Here is a 21,575-nt window from a genome sequence, read left to right as displayed (position 1 = left end):
CGCCCAGCGGCGGGGCCGGGATGCCGCCCGCGTCCAGGTACGACTGCGGGGGCTTGAGGCGCTGGCCGGGGAAGCCGCCCTTCTCGTACTTGAGCAGCTTCTTCGCCTTCTCCGGGTCCGTCTCGCCCTCCCCGTACGCCGGGCAGAGCGGGGCGATCGGGCAGGCGCCGCAGGCCGGCTTGCGGGCGTGGCAGATGCGGCGGCCGTGGAAGATCACGTTATGGCTGAGCTGCGTCCAGTCGCTCTTCGGGAAGAGCGCGCCGATGGCCTTCTCGACCTTGTCCGGGTCGGTCTCGTCGGTCCACTTCCAGCGGCGGACGAGCCGGCCGAAGTGGGTGTCGACGGTGATGCCGGGGCGTCCGAACGCGTTCCCGAGGACCACGAAGGCCGTCTTGCGGCCCACGCCCGGCAGCTTGACCAGGTCTTCGAGGCGGCCCGGGACCTCGCCGCCGAAGTCCTCGCTCAGGGCCTTCGCGAGCCCCATGATCGACCGCGTCTTGGCCCGGAAGAAGCCGGTCGGCCTGATCAGCTCCTCGACCTCCTCCGGGTTGGCCGCGGCCAGGTCCTCCGGGGTCGGGTACTTGGCGAACAGGCCCGGCGTCGTCTGATTGACCCTCAGGTCCGTCGTCTGGGCGGACATCACCGTGGCCACGAGCAGCTGGAAGGGGTTCTCGAAGTCCAGCTCCGGGTGCGCGTACGGATACGCCTCCGCGAGCTCCCGGTTGATCTTCCGGGCCCGCCGGACGAGCGCCGTGTGACTCTCGGGCTTGGCGGACGCCGCCTTCTCGGCCACGGCCTTCTTGGCCGGCGCCTTCTTGGCCGCAGCCTTCTTGGCCGGCGCAGTCTTCTTGGCCGGAGCCACCCGCTCGGCGGCGGACTTCTTCGCGGCAGGCACGGACTGGGCCGCCTTTCCCTCGACGGACACGGGGTTGCCCCGCAGGTGTTCGCCCACAGCGGAATCGCGGTCGGCCGAGACCGCCCCGACCCCCTTCGCCTGCGCTACCACCGGCTTTTTGGACACCCGACCAGCCTAGAGCCCGGCACTGACATCCGCCCCGGAGCCACTGGATCGGCCCCCGATTGGCCCCCTCCCCCTCGGGTTGTGACGCAGGTGCGGCAGACTTGTGCCTGAGTGACTGATCACACTGTTTGGACCGTCCGGCAAAATGGGGAGCGGGAAATACCCTCCCGGGTCGATTTCCGATCGATCCCCACAGTGCAGGCGACATAGGAGAGAAACTCGTGGACGACGTTCTGCGGCGCGCCCCGCTCTTCGCGGCGCTCGATGACGAGCAGGCCGCGGAGCTCCGCGCCTCCATGAGTGAGGTGACCCTCGCGCGCGGCGATGCCCTGTTCCACGAGGGCGACCCCGGGGACCGCCTGTACGTGGTCACCGAGGGCAAGGTGAAGCTCCACCGCACCTCCCCCGACGGCCGGGAGAACATGCTGGCCGTGCTCGGCCCGGGCGAGCTCATCGGAGAGCTGTCGCTCTTCGATCCCGGCCCCCGCACGGCGACCGCCAGCGCGCTGACCGAGGTGAAGCTGCTCGGCCTCGGCCACGGCGACCTCCAGCCCTGGCTGAACGCACGCCCGGAGGTGGCCGCCGCCCTGCTGCGCGCCGTCGCCCGGCGCCTGCGCAAGACGAACGACCAGATGTCCGACCTGGTCTTCTCCGACGTGCCGGGCCGTGTCGCCCGCGCGCTGCTCGACCTGTCGCGCCGCTTCGGCGTGCAGTCCGAGGAGGGCATCCACGTCGTGCACGACCTGACGCAGGAAGAGCTGGCCCAGCTGGTCGGCGCCTCCCGCGAGACGGTCAACAAGGCGCTCGCGGACTTCGCGGGCCGCGGCTGGCTCCGCCTGGAGGCCCGCGCCGTGATCCTGCTGGACGTGGAGCGCCTCGCGAAGCGCTCCCGCTGAGCGTCAGCGCGGACGCAGACAGACGTAAACCGACGGGTCCCGCCACCTCGTGTGGCGGGACCCGTCGGCGTCGACGCGCGGAAATGCCGTGCCCCGCACGGCACTTCCCTGCACAGTTGCCCCATGGCCAACCTGACCCGCGGGCTCGACGCCCAGGGATACATCGCGCGCGAGGGCTCCCTCGCCCGGATCGGCGAACCGTTCCGTCCCGTCGTGGCCGCGGCCCGCGACCGGCTGATCGACGTCTTCGGGGCACGCATGACGGGCGCCTACCTCTACGGGTCCGTGCCGCGCGGCACCGCCCGCCCCGGCCGCTCCGACCTCGATCTGCTCCTGGCCCTGCGCGCCGAGCCCACCGAGGCCGACCGGGCCGACGCCCGGATGCTCGACGAGTCGCTGGACAAGGAGTTCGCGCAGGTCGACGGCGTGGGCACGCTGCTGTACAGCCGGGAGCGGGTGCTCAGCGCGCTGGAGACGTACGACCTGGGATGGTTCGTGGCCTGTCTGTGCACGCCCCTGCTCGCCGAGGACCTCGCCGAGTACCTGCCGCGCTACCGGCCCACGTCCCTGCTGGCCAGGGAGACGAACGGGGACCTCGCCCTGTTCCTGCCGCGCTGGCGCGAGCAGATCGCCGCGGCCGCCCCCGACGAACTGCGCGGCCTCCAGCGCCGCACCGCCCGGCACCTCGTCAGGACCGGCTTCACCCTCGTCATGCCGCGCTGGAACGGATGGACCAGCGATCTTGTTGAGATGGCCGAGGCGTTCGGGGAGTACTACCCGCAGTGGGCGGGGCGGATGCGGGCCACGGCCGCCGCCGCGCAGGACCCCACCGGCGACCTCGACGCACTGCACACGTACACCGAGGAGATCGGGCCGTGGCTCGCGGCGGAGTACGCGCGCGTGCACGGCATCAAGAATCCGCGGCCCTGAGGGCCCGAGGGGGAGGACCCACCCGTGTCACAGTCACCATCGCCGTCCGCTTCGCCGTCGTCGGCCGACCTGGCGGTCCGCTTCGAGGCGGAGCGCGGACGGCTGCGGTCCGTCGCGTACCGCATGCTCGGATCGCTGAGCGAGGCGGAGGACGCGGTCCAGGAGGGGTGGCTGCGGCTGCAGCGCGCCGACAGCGACGACGTGCGGAACCTGGGCGGCTGGCTGACCACCGTCGTCGGCCGGATCTGCCTGGACATGCTGCGCACCCGCACGGCACGCCGTGAGGACCCCCTCGACCCCGGCACCGGCGAGATCCACGTCCCCGACCCCGTGATCCGCCCCGCCGACGCCGGAGACCCGGTCACGGAGGCCGAGCTGGCCGACTCGGTGGGCCTGGCGCTGCTCGTCGTCCTGGACACGCTGGCACCGGCGGAGCGGCTGGCGTTCGTGCTGCACGACATGTTCACGGTGCCGTTCGAGGAGCTCGCGCCGATCGTGGAGCGCACCCCGGCGGCGACCCGGCAGCTGGCGAGCCGGGCGCGGCGCCGCGTGCAGGGCGCCACCGTGCCGCCGGACACCGATCTCGCCCGGCAGCGCGTGGTCGTCGACGCCTGGCTGGCCGCCTCGCGGGCCGGTGACTTCGAGGCGCTGCTCGAACTCCTCGACCCGGACGTCCTGTTGCGGGTCGACGCGGGGCCCGGCGCGGCGACCAAGCTGGTCCGCGGCGCCCTGGAGGTCGCCGGTCAGGCCGCGTTCTACGGCCGGATGGCGCCGGCCTCGTACGCGGCGTTCGTGGGCGACGCGATGGGCATCGTGGCGGCACCGGAGGGCCGGGTCACCTCGATCCTCGGCTTCACGTTCCGCGACGGCAAGGTCGTCGGCGTCGACATCATCGCCGACCCGGAGCGCCTCGCCGCCACGCCCCTCGGCTGGCCCCGCCCCTAGGGCTACGGGCTCTGGATCAAGCCGTGTTCGCGCAGGTAGTCGAGCTGGGCCAGGACGGACAGCTCGGCCGCCGGCCACAGGGACCGGTCCACGTCTGCGTACACGTGCGCGACGACGTCGGACGAGGTCAGGTAGCCGTCCTCGACGGCGGTCTCGACCTGGGCGAGCCGGTGGGCGCGGTGCGCGAGGTAGAACTCGACGGCGCCCTGGGCGTCCTCCAGGACCGGGCCGTGGCCGGGCAGCACCGTGTGCACGCCGTCGTCGACCGTCAGGGAGCGCAGCCGGCGCAGCGAGTCGAGGTAGTCGCCGAGGCGGCCGTCGGGGTGCGCGACCATCGTCGTGCCCCGGCCGAGGATCGTGTCGCCGGTCAGCACGGCCCCGTCGGCGGGCAGGTGGAAGCAGAGCGAGTCGGAGGTGTGGCCGGGCGTGGGTACGACGCGCAGTTCGAGCCCGCCGGTCGTGACGACGTCGCCCGCCGCGAGCCCCTCGTCGCCGAGCCGCAGCGCCGGGTCGAGCGCCCGCACCTTCGTCCCGGTCAGCTCCGCGAACCGGCCCGCCCCCTCGGCGTGGTCGGGATGGCCGTGGGTGAGGAGGGTCAGCCCGATCCGGCGGCCCGCGGCCTCCGCGACGCCGATGACGTTCTTCAGGTGGGCGTCGTCGAGCGGCCCCGGGTCGATGACGACGGCCAGCTCGCTGTCCGGCTCGGCGAGGATCCAGGTGTTCGTGCCGTCGAGGGTCATCGCGGACGCGTTGGGCGCGAGCACGTTGACGGCGCGGGCGGTGGCGGGGCCGGAGAGCACCCCGCCGCGGGGCTGCCCGGGCAGGGCGGCTGCTTCGGTCATCGTCCGGCTCCCCCGGCGGTCGGAATGTGCTTGGTGAACTCGTCGTGCCCCGGCCAGGACAGCACCAACTCGCCGTCCGCCAGGTGCGCCCGCGCCAGTACGGGGGTCAGATCGCGCTCCGTGGAGCCGTCGAGGGCGTCCCGTACCCGGGAGTGCTCGGCCAGCGTGCGCAGCGTCGCGACGGTGGGCGGCATCATCGTCAACTCGCCCCGGTCGTACAGCGCCACGGCCCGCTCGGGCCTGATCCACACCGTGCGGTCCGCCTCGGAGGAGTCGTCGCTGGTGCGCTGGCCCGCCGGGAGGGCGGCCGCGAAGAACCAGGTGTCGTAGCGGCGCGGCTCGAACTCGGGGGTGATCCAGCGCGCCCACGCGGCCAGCAGGTCGGAGCGGAGCACCAGGCCGCGGGCCTCCAGGAACTCGGCGAAGGACAGGTCCCGGTCGATCAGTGCCTGCCGGTCGGCCTGCCACCGCTCGCCCGTCGTGTCGTCGACGACGGTGTCCGGGGCCGGCCCGGCGAGCAGTACGCCCGCCTCCTCGAACGTCTCGCGCACGGCGGCGCAGACGATCGCCTGGGCGTCCTTCTCGGGGACGCCGAGCCGCTCGGCCCACTCCTGCCGCGCCGGCCCGGCCCAGCGGACCTGCCGGTCGTCGTCGCGCGGGTCGACGCCGCCGCCCGGGTAGGCGTAGGCCCCGGCGGCGAAGGCCATCGAGGCGCGTCTGCGGAGCATGTGCACTTCCGTGCCGTCGGGGGACGCGTCCCTGAGCAGCATCACCGTGGCCGCGCGGCGGGGCGTCGCGGGGGTGAGCGTGCCGGCGGCGAGGGCGCGGATGCGGTCCGGCCACTCCGGCGGGTACCACTGGCCGTTGGACATGGCCGGAGGCTATCTCGTGTCACCAAGATGTTCGAGAGGCCGCCCGATCTTCGATTCGGACGGCCTCACGTGCAGGGGCGGCTCAGGCCTCGGGGGTGAGCTCCACCTGGAACTCGACCTCGACCGGCGCGTCCAGCGGCAGCACCGCGACGCCGACGGCGCTGCGGGCGTGCACGCCCTTGTCGCCGAGCACCTCGCCGAGCAGCTCGCTGGCGCCGTTGATGACGCCGGGCTGCCCGGTGAAGTCGGTGGCGGAGGCCACGAAGCCGACGACCTTCACGACGCGCGCGATGCGGTCCAGGTCACCGGCGACGGACTTCACGGCGGCCAGCGCGTTCAGGGCGCAGGTGCGGGCCAGGTCCTTGGCCTCCTCGGCCGTGACCTCGTCGCCGACCTTGCCGGTCAGCGGCAGCTTGCCGTCGACCATCGGGAGCTGCCCCGCCGTGTACACGTACACGCCGGACCGCACGGCCGGCTGGTACGCGGCGACCGGCGGGACGACGGGCGGCAGCGTCAGCCCGAGCTCCGCGAGCCGCGCCTCGACATTGCCGCTCACGCCTGCTTCTCCCGCTTCAGGTACGCCACCAGCTGCTCGGGGTTGTTCGGCCCCGGCACGACCTGGACGAGCTCCCAGCCGTCCTCGCCCCAGGTGTCCAGGATCTGCTTCGTCGCGTGCACCAGGAGCGGCACCGTCGCGTATTCCCACTTCTTAGCCATGGGGCCGACTGTAGCGGCCCGATCGACCTGCGGCGTTCCGGAGGCTCCTGCGTGATCCGGGCACGTACTGGTTAGGCTCGAATACGTGAGCAGGCTCCAGGTCGTCAGCGGCAAGGGCGGTACCGGAAAGACCACGGTCGCCGCCGCACTCGCGCTCGCCCTCGCGACGGAGGGCAGGCGCACGCTCCTTGTGGAGGTGGAGGGCAGGCAGGGCATCGCACAGCTCTTTGAGACCGAGGCGCTTCCCTACGAGGAGCGGAAGATCGCCGTCGCGCCGGGCGGGGGTGAGGTGTACGCGCTGGCCATCGACCCCGAGCTGGCGCTGCTCGACTACCTCCAGATGTTCTACAAGCTGGGCGGCGCGGGCCGCGCCCTGAAGAAGCTGGGCGCGATCGACTTCGCCACCACGGTCGCGCCGGGCCTGCGGGACGTGCTGCTGACCGGCAAGGCGTGCGAGGCGGTCCGGCGCAAGGACAAGCAGGGGCGGTACGCGTACGACTACGTCGTGATGGACGCGCCGCCGACCGGGCGGATCACCCGGTTCCTGAACGTGAACGACGAGGTCGCCGGGCTGGCCAAGATCGGCCCGATACACAATCAGGCGCAGGCCGTCATGCGGGTCCTCAAGTCCCGTGAGACCGCCGTGCACCTGGTGACCCTGCTGGAGGAGATGCCGGTGCAGGAGACCCTCGACGGGGTCGCCGAACTGCGCGCCGCGAAGCTCCCGGTGGGAAGGATCATGGTGAACATGGTGCGGCCCGCGCTTCTCGGGGAACCCGCCCTGGCCCTGACCCGGGACACCGGGGTCCGCCCGGCCGTCGTCGAGGCGCTGGCCGCGGCGGGCATCGGCAGCGCGAAGCGGCTCGCCGGGCCGCTGCTCACCCAGGCCGGGGAGTACGCGGAGCGGTACGCCCTGGAGCGCGCCCAGCGCGAGCAGCTCGCCGCGGCGGGCCTCCCGCTGCACGAACTGCCGCTGCTCACCGAGGGGTTGGACCTCTCCGGGCTGTACACGCTCGCCGAGGAGCTGCGGCGGCAAGGGATTTAGGGACCGCTCCATGACAGGACGCCATTCATGACAGGACGCCATTCATGACGCTGGATCCGCAGGCCCCGCTCGACGTCGATCCGCTGCTCGACGACCCCGCCACCCGCATCGTGGTCTGCTGCGGCAGCGGCGGCGTCGGCAAGACGACGACCGCGGCCGCCCTCGGCCTGCGCGCGGCCGAGCGCGGCCGGAAGGTCGTCGTCCTCACCATCGACCCGGCGCGCCGGCTCGCCCAGTCCATGGGCATCGACTCGCTGGACAACACCCCGCGCCGGGTGAAGGACATCGATGACGCCGCGGGCGGCGAGCTGCACGCGATGATGCTCGACATGAAGCGCACCTTCGACGAGATCGTCGAGGCGCACGCGGACGAGGAGCGGGCGAGGGCGATCCTCTCCAACCCCTTCTACCAGTCGCTCTCGGCGGGCTTCGCGGGCACGCAGGAGTACATGGCGATGGAGAAGCTGGGCCAGCTCCGCTCGCGCGACGAGTGGGACCTGATCGTCGTGGACACCCCGCCGTCCCGCTCCGCGCTCGACTTCCTGGACGCGCCGACCCGGCTCGGCTCGTTCCTGGACGGGAAGCTGATCCGGCTCCTGATGGCGCCGGCGAAGGTCGGCGGGCGCGCGGGCATGAAGTTCCTGAACGTCGGGATGTCGATGATGACCGGCACGCTCGGCAAGCTGCTCGGCGGTCAACTCCTGCGCGACGTCCAGACGTTCGTGGCCGCGATGGACACGACGTTCGGCGGCTTCCGCACCCGCGCCGACGCCACGTACAAGCTGCTGCAGGCGCCCGGCACCGCGTTCCTCGTGGTCGCCGCGCCCGAGCGGGACGCGCTGCGCGAGGCCGCGTACTTCGTGGAACGGCTGGCGGCGGAGCGGATGCCGCTGGCCGGTCTCGTGCTGAACCGGGTGCACGGCAGCGGTGCGGGACGGCTGTCCGCCGAGCGCGCCCTCGCGGCCGCAGAAAATCTTGACGAGCGCCGCATTGTGGATCAGACGGGCGGGAAGGAAGAGGTTCGTACCGCTCCCGCGCCAGGCTCCCCCGCCGCAGCGGAGGCCCCTTCGGACCCCACCATCGAGCAACTGACCGCGGGACTGCTGCGGTTGCACGCCGAGCGCATGCACGTGGTGGCGCGCGAACAGCGCACGCGTGACCGCTTCACCGCTCTCCACCCCGAGGTCGCCGTGACGGAGGTCGCGGCCCTGCCGGGCGACGTGCACGACCTGGCAGGTCTCAGGGACATCGGACATCGGCTCGCGGCCGGTGGCAATCCGGCCGGAGCATCGTGAGCCGTACGTACGTCGGCTGGTGACGCGCGCCGTCTACCCGACGGCCGCGTACCTCTCGTACGTCTCGTCGTCCTCGAGCTCGACGGGCAGCAGCCCCGTGTCGCGCTCGTACTCCGTCCGCGCCGTCTCAAGCAGCCGGCGCCATGAGGTGACGGTCGGACGCCTGCGCAGCAGTGCGCGACGCTCCCGCTCCGTCATGCCACCCCACACGCCGAACTCGACGCGATTGTCGAGCGCGTCCGCCAGGCACTCGGTCCGCACGGGACATCCCGTGCACACCGCCTTCGCCCGGTTCTGCGCTGCTCCTTGAACGAACAGTTCATCCGGATCGGTAGTGCGGCAGGCCGCCTGCGCACTCCAGTCGACTACCCAGCCCATACCGGCGCCGTCCTCTCCCGAATCGAGGCTCCCCCACGGCGGCAGCGGCATATTCACCGCCGCCAGTTGAGGACGTTACGGAAGGTGGGCACAGCGCAACACCCCCTTCGGGCCCAATCTTGAATGGCCCGAACGGACTATGCGTAAGCGGCAGATCACCCGACGGAGTGACCGAGGGACATGCGTAATAACCCCGGCAAACCGGGACAGTTCACTTGAGCCACAACGGGCGTCGGGTGACACACGAGGCGGATTCGGACACCCTCCGAGCCCCGCGCGAGAGGTCCGCGGAGGGGGACGGGAATGACTACAAGAGGCACTTCGACAAGCTGGGAAAAGTGCCGGGAACGTTTCGGGGCGTCCCACGTCTTGATACGAGACCGCACTGCTGTGACAGTTGAGTGCAGCTTAGGCCAAGGCATATACGCCTGTCCGGAGAATCAGAACGTAGGCTGCCCCCCATGGGAAAGAAGCGCTCGGCCGGTAACGGCGGCGGTATGTCGCCGGCCCAACAGGCCGCCAAGTTCCTCGGTGTCAGCGTGCTCTCGGGAGCCGTGCTCGCCGGAATCGCGCTGCCCGCCGCGGGCGCGCTCGGCCTCGCGGCCAAGGGTTCCGTCGAGGGGTTCGACGAGATCCCCGCCAACCTGAAGACCCCGCCGCTGAGCCAGCGCACCACGATCCTGGACAGCCAGGGCGGGAAGATCGCGACCGTCTACTCGCGCGACCGCACGGTGGTCCCCCTCGATCAGATCTCGCCGTACATGCAGAAGGCGCTCGTCGCGATCGAGGACTCCCGGTTCTACGAGCACGGGGCGGTCGACGCGAAGGGCATCCTGCGCGCGATCAACGCGAACGCGCGGGACGGCGGGGTCTCCCAGGGCGCCTCCACCCTCACCCAGCAGTACGTGAAGAACGTCTTCATCGAGGAGGCCGGCGACGACCCCACCAAGGTCGCGCAGGCCACCCAGCAGACGATCGGCCGCAAGGTCCGCGAGCTCAAGTACGCGATCCAGGTCGAGGACGAGCTGGGCAAGAAGAAGATCCTCGCCAACTACCTGAACATCACGTACTTCGGGCAGCAGGCGTACGGCGTCGAGGCGGCCGCGCAGCGCTACTTCTCCAAGCACGCCAAGGACCTGAACGTGCAGGAGTCCGCGCTGCTCGCGGGCATCGTGCAGTCGCCGAGCCGTTACGACCCCGTCAACGACGAGGCCGAGGCGAAGAAGCGGCGCAACGTCGTGCTGCAGCGCATGGCCGAGGTGCACGACATCTCGCAGGCCGACGCCGACAAGGCCAAGGAGACACCGCTCGGCCTCAAGGTCAGCAAGCCGCAGAACGGCTGCATCACCGCGGTCAAGGGCGCGGCCTTCTTCTGCGACTACGTCAAGCAGGTCTTCCTCAACGACCCGGTCTTCGGCGAGACGAAGGAAGCCCGGGCCAAGGTGTGGAACCGCGGCGGCCTGACGGTGAAGACCACCCTCGAACCGCAGTCGCAGGACTCGGTCCAGGCGGCCATAAGCGAGAACGTCTACAAGTCGGACAAGGTCGCGACGGCCGTCACGCTCGTCGAGCCCGGCACCGGCAAGATCCTCGGCATGGGCCAGTCGAAGCCGTACGGCTACGACAAGAACGAGACGGAGTACAACTACTCCGTCAACGCCAAGTACCACGGCTCGAACTACGGCTTCCCGACCGGTTCGACGTTCAAGCCGTTCCTGGCGGCGGCGGCCCTGGAGAAGGGCACGCCGGTCACGCAGGAGTACCCGGCGCCGTACGAGATGCCGTACCCGAGCTCGGTGCAGACCTGCAGCGGCAAGCCGTGGGTGAACTCGCGGACGAACCCGGCGATGGTGGAGAACGAGAACGAGTCGGAGGTCGGCCCCTATCGCCTCAAGGAGGCGATGGAGAAGTCCATCAACACGTACTTCGTGCAGATGGTCGCCGACACCGGCATGTGCCCGGTCGTCCAGATGACCGACAAGCTGGGCGTGGTGCAGGGCAACGGCACCAAGGTCGACGAGGTCCCCTCGTCGATGACCCTCGGCTCGACGGGTCTGTCGCCGCTGACGATGGCGTCCGCGTACGCGGCGTTCGCCAACCGCGGCACGTACTGCACGCCCGTCGCCATCGAGTCGATCACCGACCCGCAGGGCAAGGCGCTCGACGTGCCGAAGACGAAGTGCTCGCGCGCCATGTCGACGGAGACCGCCGACAAGATCAACACCCTGCTCAGCGGCGTGACCGACTCCGGTACGGGCCAGCAGGCCGGCCTGCAGAACCGGGCCAACGCGGGCAAGACCGGTACCACCGACGCCCGGAAGAACGCCTGGTTCGTCGGCTACACGCCGAACCTGTCCGGTGCCGTCTGGGTCGGCAGCCCGCAGCAGAACGTCGAGATGGTGAACATCCCCATCGGCGGCCGGTTCCACGACAAGGTCTACGGCGCCGACACCCCGGGTCCGATCTGGCGCAGCGCCATGACCGGCGCGCTCGCCGACAAGCCCGCGCCCGGCTTCAACCTGGTCGACATCCCCAACCCCGACAAGAAGGACAAGGACAAGGACAAGGGGCGGGACAAGGGCCGCGACGACGGCAAGCCCGGTGGCGGCGACGACGGGGGCGACGACCCGCTGCCCGGCATCTCGATCCCGCCGGACCTGATCGGCGGCAACAACGGGAACGGGAACGGCGGCGGCTGGGGCCGCTGACCCTCCCCGCGCACGTGAACCATGCGAAAGGGGCGCTCCCCGGCGGGGAGCGCCCCTTTCACGTACCCGGCGGATGTCTCCGTCGGGTGCCTGGTCTCAGCCCGCGAGCAGGCGCTTCACCGTCGCGGCGACCCGGCCGCCCTCGGCACGGTCCGCGACCTTGGGCTTCACGATCTTCATGACCTGGCCCATGGCCTTGCCGCCCTCGGCACCGGCCGCCTTGGCCTCCTCGACGGCCTGCGCGACGATCTGCTCCAGCTCGGCGTCGGTCAGCTGCTGCGGCAGGTACTCGGCGAGGACCTCGCCCTCCGCCTTCTCCTGGGCGGCGGACTCGGCGCGCCCGCCCTTCTCGAAGGCCTCGGCCGCCTCGCGGCGCTTCTTCGCCTCCTTGACGATCACCGCCTGCACCTCGTCATCGGAGAGCTCGCGCTTCTCCTTGCCCGCGACCTCCTGGGTGGTGATCGCGGCGAGGGTCATCCGGAGCGTCGAGGAGCGCAGCGCGTCGCGCCCCTTGATCGCGGCGTTGAGGTCGTCCTGCAGCTTGGACTTGAGCGTGGTCATGACGTGATTGTCGCAGGTGCGGGGGTGGCGGCGCCCGCCGATTTCCGGGGCCCGGCCCGTCTGACACGATGGGCCCATGCGCGCGCGATACGGGATTCCCCTGAAGGTGACGGCCGGAGTGATGGCGGCGGGCGCCGCCGGAGTGGCCTACGCGGCGGGCTTCGAGGCCCGCTCCTTCCGACTGCGACGGGTGACGGTCCCGGTCCTGCCTGCGGGCATGCGCCCGCTGCGCATCCTCCAGGTCTCCGACATCCACATGGTCGGCGGCCAGCGCAAGAAGCAGCGCTGGCTGCGCTCGCTCGCCGGACTGCGCCCCGACTTCGTCATCAACACGGGCGACAACCTCTCCGACCCGGAGGGCGTCCCCGAGGTGCTCGACGCGCTCGGCCCGCTGATGGAGTTCCCGGGCGCGTACGTCTTCGGCTCGAACGACTACTACGGCCCCAAGTTCCGCAACCCCGGCCGGTATCTGCTGGAGAAGGTCTCCGGCAAGCACGGCCTGAACGGCCAGGGACCGGCCGTCGGCGTCCCCCGCAACCCGTGGGAGGGGCTGCGCGACGGCTTCGACGAGGCGGGCTGGCTGAACCTCACCAACACCCGCGGCACGCTCAAGGTGGCCGGCGTCGAGATCGGCCTCACCGGCCTGGACGACCCGCACATCAAGCGCGACCGGTACGCGGAGGTGGCGGGCGGCCCGCTGTCCGGCCCCGACTTCTCGATGGGCGTGGTGCACGCCCCGTACCTGCGCGCCCTGGACGCCTTCGCCTCCGACGGCTATCCGCTGATCCTCGCCGGGCACACCCACGGCGGCCAGCTCTGCATCCCCTTCTACGGCGCCCTCGTCACCAACTGCGACCTGGACACGGACCGCGTGAAGGGCCTGTCCACGCACGAGGCGGCGGGCCGCACCTCGTACCTCCACGTCTCGGCGGGCTGCGGCACGAACCGCTACACCCCGGTCCGCTTCGCGTGCCCGCCGGAGGCGAGCCTGCTGACGCTGACACCGGCGCAGCACCGCGGGTAGCCCCTCCCGGAAGCGGCTCCGCCCCGCCGGACCGGGCCCGAGATCCGGGGCCCCGAAAACCGGATTTCGTCTCAGGCCGCCGGTCCGCTAAAGTAATCGATGTCGCCGCGACCTGCAGGACTGCAGAGAGCGGAGCAACGACATCGGGGTGTAGCGCAGCTTGGCAGCGCGCTTCGTTCGGGACGAAGAGGTCGTGGGTTCAAATCCCGCCACCCCGACAGCCAAAACAGCAGGTGAGGCGCCTACCGGATTCGGTAGGCGCCTCACCTGTTTCTGTGTGGCCCCGCCCGGCCCGTAGGCCCGGCGGGGTCCGGCCGCTACGGCCCCGGTCTTCGGGTGTCGGGCACCCCCACGGCCCCCAGATAGGCGTGCGCCGCCGCCTCCTCGTCCGGAGAGACGAGGGCGAGCCGGGTGGCGGCGCGGCGGCGGAGGCCGGGGGTGCGGGTGGCGTCGGAGACCAACGTCCGCAGGGCGTCGCGGACTTGGTCGTGGTGGTCGGTGCCGCAGGCCAGTACCTCCGACACGACGTCGTCGGCCGTCTGGTCCAGGTCCGCGAGGTTGCGGTCCGGGTCGTCGAGCAGGTCGCGCAGTGCGCTGTCGGCGAGGGCCGCACGGGCCCGGGCGGGCGCCGCCGCCAGCGCGTCGGCGGGGAGCCGGACCGGGACGCCGCGGGACGCCAGGTCCCGTACGACGTCGGCGGTCTCCTCGTCGCAGCCCAGCGCGAGCAGCGCCCGTACGAGGGTGAGGGCCGCGCCGCCGGGGTCGGTCGCGGCCACCGTGCGCAGCCGGTCGACGGCCTCGGCGCGCTCCGCCGGGCCGAGCAGCGCGTATCCGGCGGCGCAGAGCCCGACGGCGAGCGCGCCCGCCGTGCGGAACGCCTCCCGGGCGGCCGCCCCGTGCGCCGCCGGATCGAGCAGTGCCAGCGCGATCAGGGTGGCCGTGCGGCCCTGCTCGGGGTGGTCGGTGTGGCCGAGCGGGGCCCAGGCGCGGGCCGTGGGGTCGGTGGTCCAGTCGGCGTGGTAGCCGGCGAGCTGGGCCTCGGCCGCGGCCCGCACGTCCGGCATCAGCTCCGCTATCAGCGCAGCGGTGGGGGGCCGCTCCTCGTACCCGTGCGTGAACAGGTGGCGCAGCACCTGTCCGATCCCCGTCCACCGCAGTCCGCCCGGCTGCAGACCGGCGAGCCGGTCGCGGGCGGCGGCCAGGGCCGCCCCCGCGTCGTTCACCGGCCCCTGTGGCAGCAGCATCACGACCGGACACAGTCCCTCGCGTCCACTGCCGCTGCTCGTCGTACTCGTCAACGTCCCTCCCCGGCCGTCACGTTCACGTACGGGGAGGGACGCTATCGGGTTCGATCACCGGCTGGTCAGGCCGCGAACATCCCCGGCTCGTACGAACCCCCGGGGTTGTGGACGATCACGTTCATCCGGGTGGCCGCGTTGATCAGGGAGACCAGACAGACCAGCGCGCCGGTCTGGTCGTCGTCGAAGTGCTTGCGGACCTCGGCCCACGTCTCGTCGGAGACGCCGTGGTCGCCGAGGCGGGTGCCCTCCTCGGCGAGCGCCAGGGCGGCCCGCTCGGCCTCCGTGAAGACGGTGGTGTGGCGCCAGGCCGCGACCAGGTTGATGCGCAGCGCGCTCTCGCCCGCGGCCGCGGCCTCCTTGGTGTGGATGTCCACGCAGAAGCCGCAGCCGTTGAGCTGGCCGACCCTCAACTCCACCAGTTCCCTGAGGGACTTGGGCAGGTCGGAGTCGTCCAGTGCCAGCGAGACGTTGTAGAAGCGCTTGGCGATCTTCGCGGCGGTCGGGCTGTCGGCGAGCAGGTTGAATCGGGGTTCCACGGTCATGATGCGGCCCTCCTGGGGGCAGGTCGTGCTCGGTGGTGGTGACGGACGAACACGAGATGCCGGTGGGCGCGATCCTGTGACCGGGCGACCGTGTGACGTACGCCACTGCGGGCCGGTGTCACAGGACGGGGGCGGGCGGCATCTCGTGTACGACCGCGCAGGCGAGGGCGAACAGGCAGGAGCTGACCGGACATGACCGACGGGACCGGACGGACACCGACCGAGGCGTTCGTCGCCCACCGCAATCTGCTGTTCACCGTCGCCTACGAGATGCTCGGCTCGGCCGCCGACGCCGAGGACGTCCTCCAGGAGGCCTGGCTGCGCTGGGTGGGCGTCGACCACGACGAGGTGCGGGAGCAGCGCGCCTACCTGGTCAGGATCGTCACCCGGCAGGCGCTGATGCACCTGCGCACGCTCGGCCGCCGCAAGGAGTCCTACGTCGGGCCCTGGCTGCCCGAACCGCTGCTGACCTCGCCCGACGTCGCCGAGGACGTGGAACTGGCGGACAGCGTCTCGATGGCGATGCTGCTGGTCCTGGAGACGCTGGCGCCGGCCGAGCGGGCCGTGTTCGTGCTGCGCGAGGTGTTCGCGCTCGACTACGCGGAGATCGCCGAGGCCGTCGACAGGACCCCGGCCGCCGTGCGCCAGATCGCCCACCGGGCCCGCGCCCACGTCGCCGCGCGCCGCCCGCGCGGGTCGGTGTCCGCCGCCGAGAACCGGCGCACCGTGGCGGCGTTCCGCGGGGCGGTCGAGACCGGTGACCTGCAGGGCCTGCTGGACGTCCTCGCGCCGGACGTCGTCCTGCTGACCGACGGCGGCGGGGTCGTCCGGGCCGCGCTCGCGCCCGTCGTGGGAGCCGGGCTCGTGGCGGAGGTGCTGGGCAACATCGCCTCGACGACGCTGCACCCGACGCTGATCAACGGCGACCCGGCGCTGGTCATCCGGCGGGGCGGCGAGGTCGACACCGTCATCGCGATGCGCATCGACGACGGCCTGATCACCGGGCTTTACGCCGTCCGAAACCCGGCGAAGCTGTCCCGCGTCGAGCGGGAGAACCCGGTCGGCCGCTGAGCTCCCGGCCGGGTAACGGTCCCGGTACGAAGGACGCGCGGAGCTGGTCAGGGGTCGGCGGCCGGTGTGGGGTGGGGGCCATGATCCTCTTGGGCAGAGCCGTTCCCCGCGCCGCCGTCACCGCCGCCGGACTGTTGTGCTGCGGCGCGCTGGTCACCGGCTGCGGGGCCGAGAGCGGCGGGGGCGGCGACGCCCGCCCCAGCGGAAAGCCCACCGCGTCGCCCGCCGCGCTCCCCGTCTGGAAGGGCGCCACCGCGCCCGTGCCCCGCGGCGACGGCAGCAAGCTGGGCTCCGACCTGAACGGCGACGGCTACGGCGATCTGCTGCTGTCGACCGGGCAGAACGGCATGGCGTCCTTCGCCGTGGTCTACGGGTCGAAGGACGGCCTCGACCCGGCCACCCGCACCGTCTTCACCGACGCGGGCCCGGCCCCCCGCAGCACCGGTGACCTGGACGGCGACGGCTACGCGGACCTCGTCGTCACGCCCGGCGCCGCGCCCGGCATCGTCTGGGGCGGCTCCGGCGGCCCGGACCCGGCGGCCGCCGCCACCCCGCTGCCCGAGCCCGGCGGCCGGGACTTCCTCAGCGCCGCCGTCACGGCCGGCGACTTCGACGGCGACGGCCACACGGACCTGGCGCTCCGGGCGGTCGACGACCCGGAGGGCGCGTCCCGCCGTCTGGAGGTCCGCTACGGGCCGTTCGGCCGCAACGGCGCGGCGGCCCGCACCGACACCTCGTACCGGCTGCCGCCCGGCACGTACGGCAACATCATCGACCTCACCGCCGCCGACGTGAACGGTGACGCCGCCACCGACCTGGTCGTCACCCCCGACTCGGACGGCGAGCAGGTCACGTCCGTGCTGCTGTTCGGCGCCCGGCAGGCCGGTGGCCGCTTCCCGGCCTCCGCGCACACGCTGCCGGTCGGCTCCGCGGTCACGGCCGGTGACTTCGACGGCGACGGGCTGGACGACCTCGCCGTCGCCGACAGCGGCAGCCGCAACACCGAGGACGACGGCGGCGGCGGGCGGGCCGATCTCGCCCCGATCGTCGTCGTGCGCGGCGCCCGCGGCTCCTTCGACGAACCGGCCGACCGCGCCGTCCCGGGCTCCGACGGGCTCGGGCTGCGGCTCGCCGCGGCCGATCTGGACGGCGACGGGAAGGCCGAGCTGATCACCCAGTACGCCTCGGACGTCGACGCGATCATGCCCTCCGACCTGAAGGGCGTCGTGGTGCTGCGCGGCACCGCCGACGGGCCGTCCGGCGAGATCCGCACGCTCAGGATCTCCGGTCCCGAGCGGCACGGGGGCCGGAAGCTGAAGCCGTACGACCGGCGCGTGTGGGTGTCGGCCGGCGGCAGCTACGGCCCCGGGGGCAGCGACCAGGTCGTCGTTTCCTGGGCGTACAAGTTCGCTCCCGCCCAGTGGTGGGTGATCGGGGACCTCGCCGCCCAGCAGGGCTTCGTGCTGCCCGCTGGTACCCTGGAACACGCAAGCGAAGGGGAGTAGCCCCGCGAACCGGTCGTCGACACACTGGAACCCCCGGGTTCCCGGTGGCCGGGCCCGGCCGGAGACGGCGTGGGCGGGCGAGACCTTCGACCAGGCAGCCTGCCCATGTGCCGCTGCCGGGTCGAGTGGTCCCCGGAGCGGGCGGGTACTCGGGTCCGGCTACGGCCCGTACAGAGAGACCCCCGATGCATCTCGATCCCGTGGCGATCGTCACCGCCTTCGGCCTGATCTTCCTCGCCGAACTCCCGGACAAGACCATGTTCGCCTCCCTGGCCATGGGCACCCGGATGAAGCCCCTCTACGTGTGGTTCGGCACGTCCGCGGCGTTCGCGGTGCACGTCGCGATCGCGGTCGGCGCCGGTTCCCTGCTCGGTCTGCTGCCGGGCTGGATCGTGAAGCTGGTGTCCGGTCTGCTGTTCCTGTTCGGCGCCTTCATGCTGCTGCGTGGCGGGGACGACGACGGGGACGACGATGAGGCGGGCGCGAAGATCGTCACCGGTTTCTGGCCGGTGTTCGGCACCGCCTTCATGGCCGTCTTCATCGGTGAGTGGGGCGACCTCACCCAGATCACCACCGCCAACCTGGCCGCCACCAACGGCTCCTGGTCGACCGCCATCGGCTCGTTCCTCGCGCTGATCTCGGTCTCCGGGCTCGCCCTGGTCGCGGGCCGCTTCATCGCCAAGAAGGTGCCGCTGAAGACCGTGCAGCGCATCGGCGGCGTGTGCATGCTGGCGCTCGCCGTGTGGTCGTTCGTGGAGATCTTCGCCTGACCGGTCGCCTGATGCGCGCACCCCTTGTGGATACAGGAATGTATCGAATACGTTCCTGTATCCGACCGGGGAGGCGAAGATGGCGGCCACCGTCACCAAGAGGCGGGCGCGCACCCGCCAGCGGCTGCTCGACGCCGCCCTGCACGTGTTCGCCGACGAGGGCTTCGGGCGCTCCACCGTCGAGCAGGTCTGCGACCGCGCCGGGTTCACGCGCGGCGCTTTCTACTCGAATTTCTCCTCCCTGGACGAGCTGTTTCTCGCCTTGTGGGAAGAGCGTTCGGCGCGGATGCTCGACGATGTGCGGGATGCTCTCGCCGGTATCGATCCGGACGACCCCGAGGCCGCCGTACGGGCCGCGATCGACGCGACGCCCGTGGACGACGCCTGGTACCGCATCACCGCCGAGTTCACCGCGCACGCGCTGCGCACCCCGGGCCTGCGCCGGGTGGTGGCGGCCCGCGAGGAAGCGATCAGGGACGCGATCCTGCCGGTGTTCGTGACCGCTCTGGGGCGGCTCGGGCGGCAGGTCACCGACGAGCGCGCGCTGGGCGACGCGCTGGTGGCCGTGCACGACGGGACCGCCGTGCAGGTACTGCTCCAGCCCGAGGACGAGGGCGCCCGGACGCGCCGGCAGGCCCTCTTCATGAACGTACTCAGCGCCTACAGCACACCGAGGGAGATCTCGTGAGTGACGCCAGTGCCGATGTCATCGTCGTGGGGGCCGGGCTCGCCGGGCTCGTCGCCACGTACGAACTCACCCGCGCGGGCAGGCGAGTGGTGCTCGTCGACCAGGAGAACGAGGCGAACCTCGGTGGCCAGGCGTTCTGGTCGCTCGGCGGTCTCTTCCTCGTCGACAGCCCCGAGCAGCGGCGGATGGGCATCAAGGACAGCTACGAGCTGGCCCTCGCCGACTGGCTCGGCTCCGCCGGCTTCGACCGCGAGACCGAGGACCACTGGCCGCGCAAGTGGGCCGAGGCGTATGTGCAGTTCGCGGCCGGCGAGAAGCGCGACTACCTGTACGGGCTCGGGCTGAAGGTCACCCCGAACGTGGGGTGGGCCGAGCGCGGCTCGGGGACCGCGACCGGGCACGGGAACTCCGTGCCGCGCTTCCACATCACGTGGGGCACGGGCCCGGAGGTCGTGCGCGTCTTCCGCGAGCCCGTCCTGGAGGCCGCCGAGCGCGGGCTCGTCACGTTCAAGTACCGCCACCAGGTGGACGAGTTGATCGTCGAGGACGGGGCGGCGGTCGGCGTGCGCGGCTCGCTCCTCGCGCCGTCGGACGAGGCCCGGGGCGTCGCCTCCTCGCGCGAGACCGTCGGTGACTTCGAGCTGCGGGCGCAGGCCGTCGTCGTCACGTCGGGCGGCATCGGCGGCAACCACGAACTGGTCAGGAAGAACTGGCCCGTCGACCGGGTGGGCGCCGCTCCCGGGTCGATGGTCACGGGCGTGCCCGCGTACGTCGACGGGCGGATGATCGGGATCACCGAGGGCGCGGGCGCCTCCGTCGTCAACCGCGACCGCATGTGGCACTACACGGAGGGCCTCAAGAACTGGGACCCGATCTGGCCGGGCCACGGCATCCGGATCATCCCCGGCCCGTCGTCGCTGTGGCTGGACGCCGAGGGCAAGCGGCTGCCCGCGCCGCTCTTCCCCGGCCACGACACCCTCGCCACGCTGAAGCACATCACCGCGAGCGGGCACGACCACACGTGGTTCGTGCTGACCCGGGCCATCGTGGAGAAGGAGTTCGCGCTCTCCGGCAGCGAGCAGAACCCCGACATCACCGGCAAGGACCTGAAGCTGGTGCTGCAGCGGGTGAAGAAGGGCGCGCCGGGCCCGGTCCAGGCGTTCCTCGACCGGGGCGAGGACTTCGTCGTGCGGAGGAACCTGCGCGACCTCGTCGCCGGGATGAACAAGCTGACGCCCGACACCCCGCTCTCCTACGAGCAGGTCGAGCGCGAGATCGTCGCCCGTGACCGGGAGATCGAGAACGGCTACTCCAAGGACATGCAGCTGATGGCCGTGCGCAACGCCCGGTCGTACTTCCCCGACCGCCTCACCCGCGTCGCCAAACCGCACCGGCTGCTCGACCCGGAGCAGGGCCCGCTGATCGCCGTGCGGCTGCACGTGCTGACGCGCAAGACGCTCGGCGGTCTGGAGACCACGCTCGACTCGCAGGTCGTGCGGTCCGACGGTTCGGTCTTCGACGGGCTCTACGCGGCCGGGGAGGTCGCCGGGTTCGGCGGCGGCGGCGTGCACGGCTACAACGCCCTGGAGGGCACCTTCCTCGGCGGCTGCATCTTCTCCGGCCGGGCCGCGGGCCGCGCGCTCGCCAGGAGCCTGGCGTGACGGGCACGGCGCTGGTCACCGGCGCCTCCTCGGGGATCGGGGCCGCCGTGGCGGCGGCGCTGGTGCGGCGCGGGTACCGGGTGTACGGCACGAGCCGGAACCCGGAGAAGGTCAACTCACCGGTGGCCGGGGTGACTTATCTGGCTCTCGACCTGTCCGACGAGGCGAGCATCGAGGCGTGTGCCGCGGCGGCGGGCGAGGTGGACGTGCTCGTGAACAACGCGGGCGAGTCGCAGAGCGGGCCGTTCGAGGAGCTGCCGATGGACGCGGTGCGGCGGCTGTTCCAGCTGAACGTGTTCGGGGCGGTGCGGCTGAGTCAGCTGGTGCTGCCGGGGATGCGGGCGCGCGGGCGGGGGCGGGTGGTGATGGTCGGGTCGATGCTGGCCAGTTTCCCGCTCGCGTACCGGTCGTCGTACGTCGCGTCGAAGGCGGCGATCAAGGGGTTCGCGAGTGCGGCGCGGCGGGAGTACGCGCCGTACGGGGTCGGCATCACGACGGTGGAGCCGGGGTCCATCGCCACCGGGATCAGTGAGCGGCGCACGCAGTACGTGGCCACCGACTCGCCCTTCCGGAGTGCCTACGACACGATGCTCGCGGCTCTCAACGCCAACGAGGCGAAGGGGATCTCTGCCGAGAAGGTCGCGGCGAAGGTGGTCGTGGCGATCGAGGCGGGGCGGCTGCGGCCGTTCTACGCGGTGGGGAGCGGGGCGCCGTTCGTCTTCGCTCTACGGCGGGTGCTGCCGCGGGGGGCGAGTGAGCGCATGGTGGCTCGCCGGCACGGGTTGCGGTAGTCCGGGGTCGCC

At 72.0% G+C, this 21,575-nt stretch carries 22 protein-coding genes and 1 tRNA gene; 14 read left to right on the top strand and 9 right to left on the bottom strand.

The features are described 5' to 3' along the window. A partial coding sequence (gene nth, locus M4J07_RS23860) for an endonuclease III (protein WP_305128095.1) occupies nucleotides 1-940 on the bottom strand: 940 nt, incomplete at its 3' end. A gap of 302 nt (nucleotides 941-1,242) precedes the next feature. On the opposite strand from nth, the gene M4J07_RS23855 reads away from it, so the two are divergent. From M4J07_RS23855 to M4J07_RS23845, 3 genes are all read left to right on the top strand, one after another. Continuing rightward, nucleotides 1,243-1,917: a Crp/Fnr family transcriptional regulator gene (locus M4J07_RS23855; protein ID WP_016642758.1), complete on the top strand. Its 675-nt coding sequence runs from the start codon at nucleotides 1,243-1,245 to the stop codon at nucleotides 1,915-1,917. 123 nt (nucleotides 1,918-2,040) lie between these two features. Next, on the top strand, nucleotides 2,041-2,847 hold the full coding sequence (locus M4J07_RS23850) for a nucleotidyltransferase domain-containing protein (protein ID WP_255975022.1): 807 nt from the start codon (nucleotides 2,041-2,043) through the stop codon (nucleotides 2,845-2,847). Between the two features lie 24 nt (nucleotides 2,848-2,871). After that, nucleotides 2,872-3,792: a sigma-70 family RNA polymerase sigma factor gene (locus M4J07_RS23845; protein WP_255975021.1), complete on the top strand. Its 921-nt coding sequence runs from the start codon at nucleotides 2,872-2,874 to the stop codon at nucleotides 3,790-3,792. A gap of 2 nt (nucleotides 3,793-3,794) precedes the next feature. Here the strand turns inward: M4J07_RS23845 and M4J07_RS23840 are convergent, their stop codons facing one another. From M4J07_RS23840 to M4J07_RS23825, 4 genes are all read right to left on the bottom strand, one after another. Continuing rightward, nucleotides 3,795-4,634 carry an MBL fold metallo-hydrolase gene (locus M4J07_RS23840; RefSeq protein ID WP_255975020.1) on the bottom strand — a complete coding sequence of 280 codons (840 nt, stop codon included), beginning with the start codon at nucleotides 4,632-4,634 and terminating at the stop codon, nucleotides 3,795-3,797. After that, entirely contained in the window at nucleotides 4,631-5,506 is an 876-nt protein-coding gene (locus tag M4J07_RS23835; protein WP_255975019.1) for an NUDIX hydrolase, read from the bottom strand. Before M4J07_RS23835 ends, M4J07_RS23840 begins: the two co-directional genes overlap by 4 nt. Nucleotides 5,507-5,588: 82 nt before the next feature. Next, complete coding sequence (locus M4J07_RS23830) at nucleotides 5,589-6,062, bottom strand: RidA family protein (protein WP_255975018.1); 474 nt, start codon at nucleotides 6,060-6,062, stop codon at nucleotides 5,589-5,591. Next, complete coding sequence (locus tag M4J07_RS23825) at nucleotides 6,059-6,223, bottom strand: DUF4177 domain-containing protein (RefSeq protein ID WP_073494871.1); 165 nt, start codon at nucleotides 6,221-6,223, stop codon at nucleotides 6,059-6,061. The genes M4J07_RS23830 and M4J07_RS23825 overlap by 4 nt, the downstream gene beginning before the upstream one ends. Nucleotides 6,224-6,308: 85 nt before the next feature. Between M4J07_RS23825 and M4J07_RS23820 the strand changes: the two genes are divergently transcribed. Both M4J07_RS23820 and M4J07_RS23815 read left to right on the top strand, forming a co-directional pair. Further along, on the top strand, nucleotides 6,309-7,268 hold the full coding sequence (locus M4J07_RS23820; protein ID WP_255975017.1) for an ArsA family ATPase: 960 nt from the start codon (nucleotides 6,309-6,311) through the stop codon (nucleotides 7,266-7,268). Between the two features lie 44 nt (nucleotides 7,269-7,312). Next, complete coding sequence (locus M4J07_RS23815; RefSeq protein ID WP_255975016.1) at nucleotides 7,313-8,563, top strand: ArsA family ATPase; 1,251 nt, start codon at nucleotides 7,313-7,315, stop codon at nucleotides 8,561-8,563. 33 nt (nucleotides 8,564-8,596) lie between these two features. Here the strand turns inward: M4J07_RS23815 and M4J07_RS23810 are convergent, their stop codons facing one another. Next, the gene (locus M4J07_RS23810; RefSeq protein WP_255975015.1) at nucleotides 8,597-8,941 is read right to left on the bottom strand and encodes a WhiB family transcriptional regulator; all 345 of its coding nucleotides are present in this window, start codon (nucleotides 8,939-8,941) and stop codon (nucleotides 8,597-8,599) included. Nucleotides 8,942-9,402: 461 nt separating this feature from the next. Between M4J07_RS23810 and M4J07_RS23805 the strand changes: the two genes are divergently transcribed. Beyond that, nucleotides 9,403-11,649 (top strand): transglycosylase domain-containing protein, encoded by a 2,247-nt coding sequence (locus M4J07_RS23805; protein WP_255975014.1) that lies wholly within the window; start codon nucleotides 9,403-9,405, stop codon nucleotides 11,647-11,649. Between the two features lie 96 nt (nucleotides 11,650-11,745). On the opposite strand, the gene M4J07_RS23800 is transcribed toward M4J07_RS23805, so the two are convergent. Further along, entirely contained in the window at nucleotides 11,746-12,210 is a 465-nt protein-coding gene (locus M4J07_RS23800; protein ID WP_255975013.1) for a GatB/YqeY domain-containing protein, read from the bottom strand. A 76-nt stretch (nucleotides 12,211-12,286) separates the two neighbouring features. Here M4J07_RS23800 and M4J07_RS23795 point away from each other — a divergent pair, with 76 nt between their 5' ends. Together M4J07_RS23795 and M4J07_RS23790 are read left to right on the top strand one after the other, a co-directional pair. Further along, a complete protein-coding gene (locus tag M4J07_RS23795; protein WP_255975012.1) occupies nucleotides 12,287-13,234 on the top strand; it encodes a metallophosphoesterase in 948 nt (315 codons plus the stop codon). Between the two features lie 144 nt (nucleotides 13,235-13,378). Further along, nucleotides 13,379-13,452 (top strand) — tRNA-Pro (locus M4J07_RS23790). A 99-nt stretch (nucleotides 13,453-13,551) separates the two neighbouring features. Here M4J07_RS23790 and M4J07_RS23785 read toward each other — a convergent pair. Next, nucleotides 13,552-14,532 (bottom strand): hypothetical protein, encoded by a 981-nt coding sequence (locus M4J07_RS23785; RefSeq protein WP_255975011.1) that lies wholly within the window; start codon nucleotides 14,530-14,532, stop codon nucleotides 13,552-13,554. A 65-nt stretch (nucleotides 14,533-14,597) separates the two neighbouring features. Further along, nucleotides 14,598-15,071 (bottom strand): carboxymuconolactone decarboxylase family protein, encoded by a 474-nt coding sequence (locus M4J07_RS23780; protein WP_255975023.1) that lies wholly within the window; start codon nucleotides 15,069-15,071, stop codon nucleotides 14,598-14,600. Between the two features lie 198 nt (nucleotides 15,072-15,269). Between M4J07_RS23780 and M4J07_RS23775 the strand changes: the two genes are divergently transcribed. The 6 genes from M4J07_RS23775 to M4J07_RS23750 all read left to right on the top strand — a co-directional run bounded on the left by M4J07_RS23775 (nucleotide 15,270) and on the right by M4J07_RS23750 (nucleotide 21,563). Continuing rightward, on the top strand, nucleotides 15,270-16,148 hold the full coding sequence (locus tag M4J07_RS23775) for an RNA polymerase sigma-70 factor (protein ID WP_255975010.1): 879 nt from the start codon (nucleotides 15,270-15,272) through the stop codon (nucleotides 16,146-16,148). An 80-nt stretch (nucleotides 16,149-16,228) separates the two neighbouring features. Next, on the top strand, nucleotides 16,229-17,653 hold the full coding sequence (locus M4J07_RS23770) for an FG-GAP repeat domain-containing protein (RefSeq protein ID WP_255975009.1): 1,425 nt from the start codon (nucleotides 16,229-16,231) through the stop codon (nucleotides 17,651-17,653). Nucleotides 17,654-17,838: 185 nt separating this feature from the next. Next, nucleotides 17,839-18,423 (top strand): TMEM165/GDT1 family protein, encoded by a 585-nt coding sequence (locus M4J07_RS23765; protein ID WP_255975008.1) that lies wholly within the window; start codon nucleotides 17,839-17,841, stop codon nucleotides 18,421-18,423. A 79-nt stretch (nucleotides 18,424-18,502) separates the two neighbouring features. Then, complete coding sequence (locus M4J07_RS23760; RefSeq protein WP_255975007.1) at nucleotides 18,503-19,111, top strand: TetR/AcrR family transcriptional regulator; 609 nt, start codon at nucleotides 18,503-18,505, stop codon at nucleotides 19,109-19,111. Further along, a complete protein-coding gene (locus tag M4J07_RS23755) occupies nucleotides 19,108-20,772 on the top strand; it encodes an FAD-binding dehydrogenase (RefSeq protein ID WP_255975006.1) in 1,665 nt (554 codons plus the stop codon). The genes M4J07_RS23760 and M4J07_RS23755 overlap by 4 nt, the downstream gene beginning before the upstream one ends. Then, nucleotides 20,769-21,563, top strand: coding sequence for an SDR family oxidoreductase (locus tag M4J07_RS23750; RefSeq protein WP_255975005.1), 795 nt, complete (start codon nucleotides 20,769-20,771; stop codon nucleotides 21,561-21,563). The genes M4J07_RS23755 and M4J07_RS23750 overlap by 4 nt, the downstream gene beginning before the upstream one ends. The last annotated feature ends 12 nt before the right edge of the window (nucleotides 21,564-21,575 follow it).

Origin of the sequence: Streptomyces longispororuber, from assembly GCF_024448165.1 — a bacterium.
GTDB lineage: Bacteria > Actinomycetota > Actinomycetes > Streptomycetales > Streptomycetaceae > Streptomyces > Streptomyces longispororuber_A.
The sequence above is the reverse complement of the archived record's forward strand: the minus strand, read 5'-3'. Positions and strand labels throughout refer to the sequence as shown.